This window comes from Geminocystis sp. NIES-3709, assembly GCF_001548115.1.
Classification (GTDB): domain Bacteria; phylum Cyanobacteriota; class Cyanobacteriia; order Cyanobacteriales; family Cyanobacteriaceae; genus Geminocystis.
Map to the genome: position 1 here is coordinate 1859066 of NZ_AP014821.1, position 14826 is coordinate 1873891.

The 14826-nt window shown below is 32.1% G+C and carries 7 protein-coding genes; 2 read left to right on the forward strand and 5 right to left on the reverse strand.

What is annotated here, in order from left to right:
- From GM3709_RS08010 to GM3709_RS08020, 3 genes are all read right to left on the reverse strand, one after another.
- Complete coding sequence (locus GM3709_RS08010; protein WP_231937639.1) at nt 1-2277, reverse strand: BamA/TamA family outer membrane protein; 2277 nt, start codon at nt 2275-2277, stop codon at nt 1-3.
- Between the two features lie 141 nt (nt 2278-2418).
- The gene (purC, locus tag GM3709_RS08015; RefSeq protein WP_066118130.1) at nt 2419-3162 is read right to left on the reverse strand and encodes a phosphoribosylaminoimidazolesuccinocarboxamide synthase; all 744 of its coding nucleotides are present in this window, start codon (nt 3160-3162) and stop codon (nt 2419-2421) included.
- A 1047-nt stretch (nt 3163-4209) separates the two neighbouring features.
- Nucleotides 4210-4668 (reverse strand): peroxiredoxin, encoded by a 459-nt coding sequence (locus GM3709_RS08020; RefSeq protein WP_066118132.1) that lies wholly within the window; start codon nt 4666-4668, stop codon nt 4210-4212.
- Between the two features lie 158 nt (nt 4669-4826).
- On the opposite strand from GM3709_RS08020, the gene GM3709_RS08025 reads away from it, so the two are divergent.
- Nucleotides 4827-5585 carry a rhodanese-related sulfurtransferase gene (locus GM3709_RS08025; RefSeq protein ID WP_066118134.1) on the forward strand — a complete coding sequence of 253 codons (759 nt, stop codon included), beginning with the start codon at nt 4827-4829 and terminating at the stop codon, nt 5583-5585.
- Between the two features lie 102 nt (nt 5586-5687).
- Here GM3709_RS08025 and GM3709_RS08030 read toward each other — a convergent pair whose 3' ends face one another.
- The gene (locus GM3709_RS08030) at nt 5688-7241 is read right to left on the reverse strand and encodes an iron uptake porin (RefSeq protein WP_066118135.1); all 1554 of its coding nucleotides are present in this window, start codon (nt 7239-7241) and stop codon (nt 5688-5690) included.
- Between the two features lie 522 nt (nt 7242-7763).
- Between GM3709_RS08030 and GM3709_RS08035 the strand changes: the two genes are divergently transcribed.
- A complete protein-coding gene (locus GM3709_RS08035) occupies nt 7764-13646 on the forward strand; it encodes a translocation/assembly module TamB domain-containing protein (RefSeq protein WP_066118137.1) in 5883 nt (1960 codons plus the stop codon).
- Here the strand turns inward: GM3709_RS08035 and GM3709_RS08040 are convergent.
- Nucleotides 13643-14794, reverse strand: a complete 1152-nt coding sequence (locus GM3709_RS08040) for an O-antigen ligase (protein WP_231937640.1) — start codon at nt 14792-14794, stop codon at nt 13643-13645. The genes GM3709_RS08035 and GM3709_RS08040 overlap by 4 nt on opposite strands.
- Nucleotides 14795-14826: the final 32 nt, after the last annotated feature.

A 14826-nucleotide genomic window follows, 5' to 3' on the forward strand; every position in this document is an offset into this window, starting at 1 on the left:
TTAGAATTTTTCGCCGATACCAAAATGGACACGACTATCTCCATCATTATTGATAGCATAATCGATACGAATAGGACCCACAGGAGACTGGACTCTCACTCCTAAACCGTAACCAAAACCATCACCACTTAAACCTCTTACTTCGGAAGGTTTACCGATAACAGCACTACCGGATCCTAAGTTACTACCATAGTCAAAAAATACTGCACCGCCTAAAAAAGAGACAATGGGAAAACGATATTCTGCGGTAGCTTGGAAGTACGATCGACCATTGCCTAAATCTCCCTCTCCATAACCTCGAACAGAATTACTACCACCAAGAACAAAGGCTTCATAGGGAGGCAAATCACCTATTACGGTTCCCGCTTGAAAATTAAAGGCTAGAGTTTGAGGGCCTTTAACAAAGTCAAAATTGATCAATTTCAATGGTAAATAGTAACTGTAATTTGCTCTAACTCGATTATATAAAATAGATGTAAGAGGAACGGTTTGTTCCATCCCGAACAGTAATAAACTACCACTGGTGGGACGTAAAGTATTGTCTCTGGTATCTTGGGACGCATTGAATCTCAAGGTAATCAAGTCATCAACACCACTATTGTTAAAAGCTAATTTTTGATTGCCAAAGGCTTCAGCTGATCGAGGGGAAAGATCGCCGTCAGCATCTTGTACTTCTATATTTTGATATTGGATTCCTGCACTCAAAACCCATTCGGCTGGGGTAAAAGGATCGTCTGACAAAGGACGAGAAAAAGATATTCCTGCCCCCGTACGCACTACCCTTGGACTATCGTCATTAACTTCTGTACGGATGGTTTCTGTATCTGTACCATCATAAACAAGAGAAATCGATCGACGACGGAAAAGATTAGCTGTATAAGAAGTACGATAAGGATCCCCCCCAATCCAAGGATCTTGAAAACTGAGATCAAATAATAACTCTCTTTCCCCTAACTGAAATTCCACTCCTAGAGTTTGATTATTACCCCCAAAATTTCGTTCTTGATAACTAACAGTACCAAATAAACCACTACTAGAACTTATACCAGCACCTGCTCCTAAAGAACCACTTTTCCCTTCAACTACGTCAACATTCATCACAACTTCAGAAGGATCTTGACCCGGACTAAAGGATAGTTTTACATCCTCAAAAATCCCTAAACCGAAAACTCTTTGTAAATCTTGTTGTGCTGTGCGACGATTAAAAACATCTCCCGGTTCTAGTTTCATTTCTCTGGTAACGATAAAATCTCTGGTTTTACCATTTACTTCTTCTTGTTCATCGTTAAAAAATCTGACTTTTATATTCTCTAGTTTTCCTTCTGCAATAACAAGAGTTACAACTCCTTCGGGACTAATTTGAGGTGCTCCGACTACTTGCGCTAAGTCATAGCCATTATCAGTGTACCATTTATTGAGTTCGGTAATGCCTTCTTGTAAGTCTCGTAAGTTTAAAATTCGGCCGTATTGTTCAGCGAAAGCTTTATCAATTACTTCTTGGGGTAATAAAGAACTTTGTCCGTCACTTTTGGCAGGAAGGGTATCGATTTCTATTTTGTTTAAAACTGGGTTCGGTTGTAAGTCATAGGTAATTTTTACCCCATACTGAGTATCTTCTGGAGTTACTTTAACATTACTAAAATATCCTGTGGCATAGATAGCGTTAATGTCTTCTTGTAATCTCGATCGAGTAGTTGTACGTCCCGGATTAGTTCTAATGGTGTTATATACTAAATCTCTCAATTCTCCATCTACCCCAACAATATCGACTTCTGAAACTAATACTCTAGCTTCTTCTGATGATGTTTCTGGGTTTGTTTGAGAGGGAGTTGTTTCTGGGGTTGTTTGAGAGGGAGTTGTTTCTGGGGTTGTTTGAGAGGGAGTTGTTTCTGGGGTTGATTGAGGGGGAGTTGTTTCTGGGGTTGATTGAGGGGGAGTTGTTTCTGGGTTTGTTTGAGGGGGAGTTGTTTCTGTTTGTGCAATTAAATTTTTTGAATTTTCTTTCTCAGATATGTCTGGAAATAAGACAGGAATTGGAATAGAAGATAAAAGAGGTTGAGGTTGAGGTTGAGGTGGCAATGCGATCGTATTTTTACTTAATTCATCCGCAGGGGTTACAGGGATAGGAATAGAGGCCGTGAAAGTTTCAGATTCGGTCATCGCCTTGATAGGAGAAGCGAGGCCTAAACTAGAGAGTAAAGTAAATACGAGAGTTTTTCGCCAAAACAGTTTTTTATCAAATTCTGATCGAGCAGCGCCGCCTTTTAGGGATGACATACTATTCCCTTTCAAAATCTCAAAAGGAAACTTAACAAGAGATTTATTCTGATTATCGGTTAAAGAACTAGATTTTATTTTGTTGTTTTTCACTGCCACACACCAATTTTAATTTAATTGCAATTATTGTTTTAAAATATACTAACTATTTTTCAGTTTTTCAATTTGAGTTAACACTCTTTGTTGTACTTGCTGATATGCTGACTCCACTTTACCTAAATCTCGGCGAAAGCGATCCTTATCCAAGACTCTTTTTTCTATATCTTGTTCCAAACAATCCCATAAACGACAGGTGTCTGGACTAATTTCATCGGCTAAAATGATATTTCCTTCCCTATCTAAACCAAATTCTAGTTTAAAATCTACCAAAGTAATGTCACAACTGGCAAAAAATTCTATCAGATATTGATTAACTTTAAGAGCATTTTTTTTCAATACAGATATTTGTTCGGGAGTCGCTACATTTAATAGTGTAAGTCGATCGATTGTCAAGAGAGGATCTCCCAAATCATCATTTTTTAAGTAAAATTCTACCAATGGAAAAGGTAATTTTTGTCCTTCTGGTAAACCTGTTTGTTTACATAAACTTCCGGCCGCAATATTTCTCACTACTACTTCTAAAGGAATAATTTCCACCGCTTTTACCAACATTTCTCTTTCTGACTTTTGAGCCAAAAAATGAGTTTCAATCCCCTTCTCGCCTAAAAGAATAAGCAATGCGGAAGAAATTGTACAGTTTATACTCCCTTTTCCCTCGATCGTGCCTTTTTTTTGAGCATTAAATGCGGTTGCGTCATCTTTAAAATAAGTTAGATATTCTCGATCGTTTTCGGTAGTATAAACTATTTTCGCTTTACCTTCATATAGTTTTGTCGATGTTGACATAATCACAAATTCTTTAATAGAAAAAACTTAAGTAATTAGATTATATCATTACAATTGCAATCATCTAGGAAAAGAAAATGAAAGGACAATTGCATCAAAAATTTTAACAAAAACGATAAATATTGATAATAATTTTGTCTCTAATAAATTGGAAATAAAATCAACTTTAAATATTAGTGTTTACGTTCAAAAGTAATTAATATCGACAGAGTTAACATTTTTAAAATTAGCACAAAATATTGAAAATACTACTAAATTATTAGAATTTATTAAATATTGAAATTCTTGAATCATTAATAAAAATAACTAAAATTTTAGAGTTGTTTGCAAATCGCCAAATCAGGATTTAAGCACCAACTACCTTGATACCTTTAATATTAAACAACAGAATTACCTCATACTTAAGAGTTGGAAGTAACAAACCATTTTTGTGAAAGTCTTACAAATAATTTTATAGAGGATTGTTAAAAAAATATGGAATAAATTTAACAGGTATTATACAAGAAGATTTTAATAATTATTTAATATAGAATTTATTTTTTGTTAGCTTTTTTAATATTATTTTCATTTCAAAAGAAAAATTTTTTTTGCTTTTTCATAACAAATAAATTGGATTTAATAATATAGCAATTCTAAATAATAGTTAATCATTTGTGATAATTTTAGATTAGATACTTTTAATTATTAAATTCTAATAGCTGATAGCTGACTGCTGATCAAACATAATTATTTTTCCCGACTCATATAGCAGGGGATTTTCATTCTCAAAAAGGGTATGAAATCCAGAGATTTTTAATTAATAATTAATAAATTAATAGAAAAAAACTCAATATTTTTGGAGGAAATTAACTCACTTTGGTAGAGTTATGCTATGAGGAATGAAATTTATTTTTTTGCGAGATAATGATTTTCATCAATAAACCGCTTTGCAATAAATTGACAAAGCTAATAGATAAAATCAGCTAAAGCGATTAAATAAAATTCAATTTTACCCCGACTTTGAAAACGCCCTGCTCATATAGGAATGCTGTAGTAATATTTAACTTATCAATTAATGGATTGAATCGTTTTTAATGCCTCTTCCACATGGGCTTTAAAATCTAACATAGAGTTAAAAATATGACGCACGATACCGTCTTTATCTATAACGTAGGTTACTCTACCCGGAAGAATAAAAAGGGTTGAAGGTACATCAAATAATTTTCTCACTTTACCTTCTCGATCGCTCAATAAAATAAAAGGTAATTGATATTTATTAGCAAACTGCTGATGAGATTCCACCGAGTCACTACTGATACCAATAATTTCTGCCCCGGCTTCTTTAAATACATCATAACTATCCCTAAAAGCACAGGATTCGGCTGTACATCCAGGAGTATCATCTTTAGGATAAAAATATACTACTACAGCTTTTTTACCTAAAAAGTCTTTTAAACTAACGTTTTCACCCGTTGCTGAGGGTAAAGTAAAATCAGGGACTCGATCGCCGACTTGTAAACTTGTCATAATAGTTAATAATGAATACTAAATAGTTATTAATTACAAAGCACATCTATTATACTCTTGTCTTTTGCTTTCCTTCATCAAAGATCGATCGAGTAGAGACAGGATTTAAGTATAATAAAAATACGTTTCTGTTTATTTGAGTAGAAAAAATAATTAATATGAGTTTTACGTTTGCTTCATTTTACCATTTTTTATTATTGGATAATTTGACGGATTTACAAACTAAATTTTTAAGTTGGTGTAACAATGAAAAAATTAAAGGAACAATTTTAATTGCTCATGAAGGTATTAACGCTAATATTGTGGGAGAAAAAGAAAGGTTAAATAAAGTTGTTAATAATATAAAAAAAGAGTTAGATTATCAAGATTTTGAGATTAAATATACAGAACTAGAATTAATGCCATTTGAGCGGATGAAAGTCAAAATTAAACCAGAAATTATCACTTTTGGTATCGAAGAAGCAGATCCAAATAAACAAGTAGGAACTTATATTAAGCCTAAAGACTGGAATAATTTAATTTCTCAATCTGATGTAAAATTAGTAGATACCCGCAATGAATATGAGTATAATATTGGTACTTTTAAAGGAGCAAAAAATCCGCATATTAATTCTTTTAAAGAGTTTAATGATTATATAGAACAGAATTTAAACCCAGAAAAAGATCAGAAAGTAGCTTTATTTTGTACTGGTGGTATTCGTTGTGAAAAAGTTACTTCTTTGATGTTAAGTAAAGGTTTTAAAGAGGTTTATCATCTGCAAGGAGGTATTTTAAAATATTTAGAAGAAATACCCCAGGAAGAAAGTTTGTGGGAAGGGGAATGTTTCGTTTTTGATGAGAGAGTTGCGGTTGGACATGGTTTGGAAAAAGGTAGTTATCAATTATGTCCTCAAACCGGGGATCCTATTTTAGTTTAAGCACAAAAAAAACGATCGAACTTTACACTCGATCGTGAGAGCGTCACTTTTAGTAATCGCTTAAAATAGAAGTAAGGTGTAAAAAACAAAACTGTAGGGCAACTAGAACTTAAAAGTAGTTCTAACGGCCCCTACCCAAATAGCATCGTTGCGACTATCATGGTTAGGATTTAATACTACATAGGCACCCGGAGTAATCAAAATATTATCGTTGACAGGATATTTATACTGTAGCTCGATCATATAAGATGTATTTCGATCATTAGAGGCTTTAGGAGGCATACCACCTAGTAGAGATAAAATAGCCCCCTCTTTTCCTAAGTCGAGGAAAGAAACATTACCAGCCCATGTCCATAAATCAGTACTACTTCTTGCTCCTACCCCTGTAGTTTGTTGTTGTAAGTTATCGGCGGAAGCAAAACCCCCTCCACCAGAGAAATGAACTTTGTCTGTAATTCTCCAACTGCCTTGTAAACCTACCCTGTTAGCAGTTGCTGCACTCCCTGCGAAAGCATTGCCTCCTCTTGGGCTTCCTGTACTACTACTCAAATTCACCGTTCCTTCCGGCTCATAAGTGTAAAGATAAGTTGCAAATAATTGAATTGATTCTGCAGGAGAAAAGCCAATTTGAGCTCCTGTACTAAAAGCACCATTAAAGAAGCCTTCTCCTTCTTCGGGACTAGAGGCATTTCGTGCTACATAAAGAGTATTAAAACTCCATTGGTCATTTAGTTTAATTTTAACACCTCCTCCAGCACCTTCAGGGCCACGAAAGACTAAAGGATCACGACGGAAAAAGCGAGTTAAAGTACCAGTACTATCACTTTCTAAATAGGGATTACCCACATCAAAAACCTTATCAATATTCATGGCATTTGTGCCGACAAAACCCGTTACTTTTTTACCGATGGGGAAACGATAAAATAAATCATCTAAAACCACGTCATTACTTGTATCAGTATCGTAGCTTAATCTTGTCATATCCGTATTTTTGTTAAAAGCCTGAATATTTCCAGCTTGAAGGCGCACTCTTAGTCTGTCTTTGCCCGTAAAACTGGTATCAAAATTTAAACGAGCACGGTTAGCTAATACTGCTTGATTTTCATTAGCCGGTCCTGAACTTTTGACTAAGCCATCATAGTTTTCGGCTTTGGAATTAAAGGCATTTGCCAAACTAATAATTACTTCTCCATTAAGTTTGGTGGTAGTAGAGAAATGATGATCTTCCAAGAAGGCGACTCTCCCCTCTAAGTTATCAACCCTTGCTCCTAAAGTGGCTAATTCTGTCTCAAATTCTTGCATTAATCGCTTTAATTTATTAATATCTTCTTTCATAACTGATTCACTAGCCGCAATTAATCTTTCCATTTGTTGCATACAGGCATTTAAACCTGCGGCAAATTCATAACGACTTAAAGCACGATTACCTCGGAAGGTTTGATCGGGATAACCCACAATACAACCGTAACGCTCAACCAAACTTCTTAGAGCTTCAAATGCCCAGTCTGTAGGAGATACGTCTCTTAATTGGGAAACTGAGGTAACTTGATTCATTTCATTATCGACATTTAGAGGTACTTCGATCGCATCCACAGAAGAAGCCATCAACGTTGAAATAATCCCTACAAGAGAAATTTTTTTTAGAGATAGTGACATTTACTCCTCACACTGGAATTTTAATTATTGACTTTTTTATTCAATAAATGATAACTTATTTTATCAATAAATGCAAATTTATAGCAATAACTTGAAGAAAATTAATGTTTTGAAAAATACATTCAGGGATTTTTATGATCGAGTTTGAAGCAATAGTTTTCTCTTTTCTGATTTTTTCAAGGAAAATTTAAGGATTAATCGATCGTTCTCCATGGTCAATGGTTATAATGTTGGTAAGACTTCTCTACACCTGCTAATTATCAGTACAAAATTCATTGTAGATAAACAATAGTTTTAAACTCCTTGTTACCAAAGAATTGATTACAATAAAATGTAAAAAAATATCTTTCAAAAGTCGAAATACGATCGTGATAAGAGCTAAAAACTCTTTTGTAAAAGTATCTTGATGATTACTGTTTTCACTTATAAAGATAATTTTTTTAGTTTTGCCATATGTATAGATAATTTTACCTACTCCGTTATTGACATCAAAATCGCCAAATCTTAGATGTGTAAAAGATTATGATTGATACCTCAAACTATTCTATTTCTAAAAACCCAGAAGAAAACGGAAAAATATCACAAATTGCACAAAGAAAAAATGTTTTGCATTGGGTTATATATTTCATCCTATTATCCTTGGGAGGGGGAATAAGTTATAGCTGGTATTTTCTGACTCAAAAATTAATCCCCCTCATAGAAAAACCTGTTAGTGATTATATTTCTCGTCCTGTTAAACTAGGTAAAATAAAAGCAGTTTCTCTCACAAGCATTAGATTAGGAGAAACAAGAATTGATACCACCACTAAGGAGAATGATTATATTATAGCTGAAGGAGTAGAAATTAATTTTAGTCCTTTGCAAATATTAGCAAATCAAGATATTAAATTAGGGATTAATATTCTTAATCCTCAAGGTTTTTTACAACAAAATAAAGATAATAGTTGGATAAAAATTAACTTAAATAATAAACAAAATAATAATAATATTTTTTTAGGAAAGTCTATTCATATTAATAATATTGCTTTAGAAAACGGAAACCTCATCATAAAAGGGAATCAACGTCAAGGAATAATTCAAGAAGACTTAACAAAAATTAATTTACCGTTTGGAAATATATTATTCAAAGAAAATCAACAGATTTTTGAAGTAAAAGGAAATCTAAATGATGGTAGCAAAATTATTGCCATAGGTTTACATTATCCTCAAAAAAAAGAGTGGTTGATTAAACTTAATACAAAGGATTTAGCGACAAACAATGTTAATAATTTATTAAATATACCTGTTAATGCAGATTCAGGAAAAGTTAGTGGAAATTTATTTTTGAACTTTGTTAAAGATAATTTAGAAAAAATTGAAGGAAATTTATTTATTAATCAAGTAAATTTAACAATTCCAAATATTCCAAATAAATTAACGAAAACTGAAGGAAATATTAAAATCAGCAACAAAATTATCAATCTAAAAAATATTGAAACAAATTTAGATTTAATCCCAGCAAAAGTCAATGGAAGTATAGAAAATAATCACCTAAATCTCCAAGTTGCAACAAAAAATTATATAGAGATTGACAAAGTTTTTTCTAGTTTAAAAATTGATACCAGGGATTTAATTACTCAAGGAAAAATCAGGGGAGACTTGATGATAACGGGGAATATTAACAAACCCAAAATTGCCACAAAAATTATCAGTGTCGGAAAAACGCAAATCGATAAGATAACTTTTGAAAAAATCGCAGGAGACTTGGATATTATTTCTCAAAAATTGATCATTAATAATTTTGAGTTGTTACCAACTATCGGTGGGAAAGTGATAGGTAATGGCAAGATAAACTTAGGTAAAAAAGATGATAGTTTTTTAATTAATTGGCAAGGGATAGATATTGAAGGGGAAAAGATAGCAACTCTTTATCAACAAAAATTGCCGATGACGATTGGCTTAGTTAATGGGGATTATCAGCTATTTGGAAATTGGCGTAATTTGCAAGAAAGTCGATTAACAGGAAATTCCATCATCGAGTTAGGAGAAGGAAAGGCAACGATTAATAATTTCGAGATTAATCCTCAAACATGGCAAGGGGAAGTTAATTTATCCGGGCTAAGGTTAACACAATTACCGAATCTCGATTGTGAAAAAATTGGTTGCAGTGACTCTTTATTAAATGGAGAGTTTTTCGTGACAGGAAATAGAGAAGAGATAACGCCAGAAGAGATTAACTTAACAGGAAAATTTAATTTTAATTTGGCAGGAGGAAGGGTTATCTTAAATAATACCAGTTTGCAAAAGGGAAACTGGGAAACGAAGATGACTTTAAATAATCTTTCTCTTTCTCAATTACCTTCTATTAATATGACTTCGCCGGTGATAAAAAACGGAAGACTTAAAGGAGAGTTGCAAGTAGCAGGAGTATTAAATAAGAATGATGAGATGGTGATTCAAGGAAAAGGTAATTTATTTTTACCTCAAGGAAAAGTGGATATAGATAACTTTAATTTTCAAAATGATAACTTTATAGCACAAACCAACTTAAGGAATTTCTCTTTAGCTGATTTCGCGGATAACTTTAGAGGAGGAGTAACAGGAGATATAACTTGGAGAGGGGATGTTAATAATTTAACAGCCGATAGCCTTAACTTGAAAGGTAATTTAATTTTTAATGAGGGTATTAATATTATTCATCAACCTATTTCTACCGACTTTGTTTGGAATGGTAAAGTACTAGAAATTAAAGAAGCTAGACTCGATCGAGCAACATCACTTTACGATACCAACGATACCCTGCACGATCGAGTTTTAGTAAAAGGATTTATAGATTATGACATAGAAACCGAAACATTAAAAGATGTCAACTTAGAAATTATTGGTAAAGAGATAGATTTACACAGCTTACCCCTATCCTCATCATTAGATATAGTTAACTATCAGGGAAATATAGATTTTCAAGGCAGACTTGTCGGCAATATATCTCAACCAACCTTAACGGGAAAAGTTAACCTTAATAATTTTCAATTAGCAAATATAGGCTTTTCTTCCTTGAAGGGTGATTTAACAACTTCAGCAAAAGAAGGGATAAACTTACATCTAGATTCGACAACGACAGAAGACAAATTTTATTTAGAGATAGATAACAAAAACCAACCTCAAAAAATAGAGATACAAAACAATAATAGTAGAATTGAAGCCATCAGAGAAACAGAGACTTTAGCAGTGACGGCGAATAATATACCCTTAGACAAAGTAACGAAAACTTGGTTAACTTATCTTCCCGAAAACATAAAAAAAATAGAAGGAAGTCTTTCTGCCGATATAAAAGTCAACTTAATAGACAATAACTTTATAGCGTCTAACGTTGTTATCGAAAAACCTGCATTAAATAATTTTAAAGGAGATATTCTTACCACTCAACTTTTTTCCGAGGGAGATGTTATTCAAATTGAGAAAGGAAAAATCAATCACAAAGAAAATGAGTATCTATTTAGTGGGGAATTGACTTCTTTAGGAAATAATCCCCAAGTGAAAGGAAAAGTAGAAATAAAAGAAGGAGATATTCAGAATTTTTTGCGTAGCTGGGAAATCTTTGAGTTAAAAGATTTTTCAATGACATGGCAACCGAAACAATACGGAAAAGCAAATGACTTATATTCTTCTCCTCAAAAACAAACTAAGGAAAAGGTAACTTCTCCAGTTATTTCCATTTCTGATAACTCAAAGGAAAAGGCAACCTCTCCAGTTGTCTCCATTTCTTCTGATAACTCAAAGGAAAAGGCAACCTCTCCAGTTGTCTCCATTTCTTCTGATAACTCAAAGGAAAAGGCAACCTCTCCAGTTGTCTCCATTTCTTCTGATAACTCAAAGGAAAAGTCAACCTCTCCAGTTGTCTCCATTTCTTCTGATAACTCAAAGGAAAAGTCAACCTCTCCAGTTGTCTCCATTTCTTCTGATAACTCAAAGGAAAAGTCAACCTCTCCAGTTGTCTCCATTTCTTCTGATAACTCAAAGGAAAAGTCAACCTCTCCAGTTGTCTCCATTTCTTCTGATAACTCAAAGGAAAAGTCAACCTCTCCAGTTGTCTCCATTTCTTCTGATAACTCAAAGGAAAAGGTAACCTCTCCAGTTGTCTCCATTTCTTCTGATAACTCGAAGGAAAAGTCAACCTCTCCAGTTGTCTCCATTTCTTCTGATAACTCAAAGGAAAAGGTAACCTCTCCAGTTGTCTCCATTTCTTCTGATAACTCGAAGGAAAAGGCAACCTCTCCAGTTGTCTCCATTTCTTCTGATAACTCGAAGGAAAAGGCAACCTCTCCAGTTGTCTCCATTTCTGATAACGAATTAAAACCTTTAGCTTCGATTAATAGTGATGATGATTCTTTACTTGATACCTTAGCTTTTTTCCGCAAAATACAAACAGAATTTACACAACAAGAAGTTAGTCGCATTAATGCTAGTATTCCTGCTTTAGAAGATTTGCAAGGAAATTTTCGAGGTAAAATAGATTTTTCTTTTTCTTTCAATAAAGGCTTACAAACTGAGTTTGATTTTCGAGGAGATGATTGGCAATGGGGAAAACATGAAGGAAATTTTTTACAAGCAACAGGTAGCTTTAATGATGGTTTATTAACTTTATTACCTATACAAATTCAGAGTGATAATAGCATTTTATCTTTAACTGGTACTTATTCCAAAGAACGTATTTCTGGTGAAATTAAATTATCTGATTTTTCTATATCTCAATTTAAAGAAGTCGTCAATATTCCCAAATCTTTAGATATTGAAGGAATAATAAATGCCAATATTGCTATTAGTGGCAGTGAAGAAAAGCCTTTAGCTAAAGGTAATATTGAGATTATTAATTCTAAGATTAATGGGACTAAAATTGATGAAACAACTGCTAGTTTTGGCTTTAGAAACTCTCGTATTGATTTTTTAGCTAACAGTAATTTAACAAAAAATAATCAACCTTTAATAATTATTGGAAGTCTTCCTTTTCAATTATTTCCTAATTCTATAATCCCTAATAATAATAATTTTAAAATTAGTCTAAATCTGTCAGAGGATGGTTTTGGATTATTAAATATTCTTACAAATAATCAACTAAATTGGTTAAAAGGAGATGGTAATATTAATTTGGATATTAATGGAAAATACTATCAATTAACTAATCAAATCACTAATGTTGAAACTCAAGGAATTGCTATGTTTAAAGATGGTATTATTGATGGTAAAATTTTAGCGGATAAATCAATTACTAATATTAATGGAGAAGTTTTTTTTAATTTTTCTCAATTAACTATACCTAATTTAACAGGAAATTTTAGTGGTGGAAATATCAGTATAAATGGAAGTTTACCTCTAATTGATAGTACTTTTTCTAATGATATGTTAACTATTAGTATCGATGATTTAGCTTTAGATATTGATAGTTTATATCAAGGTAATGCTCAAGGTACTGTCTCGATTTCTGGAAGCTCGATCAAGCCTGAGATTGGTGGTAAAATTAAGTTATACAATGGAGAAATTTTGATTAAAGATAACTCCCGAAATCAGGAAAGTATTATAACAAACAAGGGCATAATTTCTAATATAAAGATTAATGATTTAGATTTAATTTTAGGTAAAAATATTAATATTAGTCAACCACCTTTATTAGATTTAACTGCTGAAGGTAGTTTAAAAATTAATGGTAATTTAAGTAACTTAAAACCTGACGGAATTATTAATTTAACTCGTGGAAATCTAAATCTTTTTACCAGTCAATTTAATTTAGCAAATGGTAATAATATTGCTAGATTTACTCCTGAAAATGGTTTTAATCCCTATCTTGATTTACAATTAGAAAGTAGGGTTACAGAAACTAATCGTTATAAATTAATTGATAACTCTAATCCTAATGAAATTCGAGATTTAAGTAATTCTTCTGTAAATACTGCTCAAACGGTAAGAGTAAAAGCAACCATAAAAGGTTGGAGTGATAACTTAAAAGATGATATAGAATTAAGTAGTAGTCCCCAAAGAAGTCAAAATGAAATAGTGGCTCTTTTAGGGGGAGGTTTTTTTGATAATTTTACGGAAGGAGATAGTAATTTAGGGTTGGCTAATTTGGCTAGTGCTGCTCTTTTAGGAAGTGTTCAAGGACAGTTACAAAAGAACTTTGGTTTTAATCAATTAAGGTTATTTCCTACTCAAATATTTAACTCAGAAAAACGCACATCGACTCTTGCTTTTGGAGCAGAATTAGGTTTAGATATTACTGATAATTTCTCTATTTCTATTACTAAAATTTTGACAGAGGAACTAGCTCCTCAATATAATATTATATACCGTCTTAATGATAAAACTATCTTAAGAGGTTCTAGTGATTTTGAGCAAGATACTCTTGGTATTATTGAGTTTGAACATCGTTTCTAATATCTATTATCCTTCTCGATCGAATTAGAATTAAAGCTATAATTATATATGTTATTTATTCCAGAAATAGAAGCTAAAATAACCCATGCTAAAATATTAAGTCTTAAATCAAAAAGACTAACATCAAATAAATTATAAATAACATAACCACAAAAAATTACGAGATAACTAAATAAAATTATGGTTTTATTTTTTTCTGATTTAAACTTAGTTAATATGATTATTCCTCTCCATAAAATTTTACTAATAATAAACATCATCACCACTAAAGTAATTAATCCCGTTTCGGCACCAATCATCAAAAAAAAGTTATGAGGATGTCCTAAATAAGTGGCGGTTTTTTCCTCATATAAAATACTGAAATTTCTTAATCCCCATCCAAAAAAAGGCTTATTTTTGATTAAATCAAGACAAAAATCCCATTGAGTAGATCTTAACGTAGATAAAGGTCGATCGGGATACATTTGATCAGATAATCTTGCCCATACAAAACTTGGTATAATTTTTCTTAATAAAGATTGTCCGGGTAAATCACCAAAAGATGCCCAACTTATGAAAATTGTACCCATAGTTAATAACTGTAAAATGAAGTGCCATTGAAGATAAATAGCAAAAGCTAAAAAACCTAAAAATGTAATCATCCAACCATTACGAGAACTGGTTAAAATTAAAGATATACTGTTAAAAAATAACGTAAAAATTAAGAAAAAATTTATCTGATCAAATTTATTTTTTTTCCATCTATCAATTAATAATCCTAAGGTAAAAAATAAAGCTGTGGTTAAATATAAACTCAAAGGATTTGCATGAGGAAAAACAGACGACATACGCCCTTCTGGTGTACCATAAGCAATTAATCTCCATCCCAAAGTTTTATAGATGAAATCATAAGTTTGCCAACCGAATTTAACTTCTCCAATACCCAAAAAACAAATAATAATTGAATTGAAAATAATTGGGAAGATAATATAGTAAAGATGGAAATAATTAGTAATTAAAGTTCTTAAACTTAAAAATAAGAAAAAGAAAGGAATAAGATGAGCAATTCCTAACCATGCTTCTCCTTTATTATAAGCAAAAACACAGGAAACTATGATTAATCCTGATAATAAAATAAAGTAATTAGTAAGAGAATCTTTTACGATCATTTTATAATTATTATTCCATAACTTACAAATAA

What these genes read in the sequence shown, in the direction of transcription:
- GM3709_RS08020 (WP_066118132.1), bottom strand. Translation starts at nt 4,668, where the DNA reads ATGACAAGTTTACAAGTCGGCGATCGAGTCCCTGATTTTACTTTACCC.
- GM3709_RS08030 (WP_066118135.1), bottom strand. Translation starts at nt 7,241, where the DNA reads ATGTCACTATCTCTAAAAAAAATTTCTCTTGTAGGGATTATTTCAACG.
- purC (WP_066118130.1), bottom strand. Translation starts at nt 3,162, where the DNA reads ATGTCAACATCGACAAAACTATATGAAGGTAAAGCGAAAATAGTTTAT.
- GM3709_RS08025 (WP_066118134.1), top strand. Translation starts at nt 4,827, where the DNA reads ATGAGTTTTACGTTTGCTTCATTTTACCATTTTTTATTATTGGATAAT.
- GM3709_RS08010 (WP_231937639.1), bottom strand. Translation starts at nt 2,277, where the DNA reads ATGTCATCCCTAAAAGGCGGCGCTGCTCGATCAGAATTTGATAAAAAA.
- GM3709_RS08040 (WP_231937640.1), bottom strand. Translation starts at nt 14,794, where the DNA reads ATGATCGTAAAAGATTCTCTTACTAATTACTTTATTTTATTATCAGGA.
- GM3709_RS08035 (WP_066118137.1), top strand. Translation starts at nt 7,764, where the DNA reads ATGATTGATACCTCAAACTATTCTATTTCTAAAAACCCAGAAGAAAAC.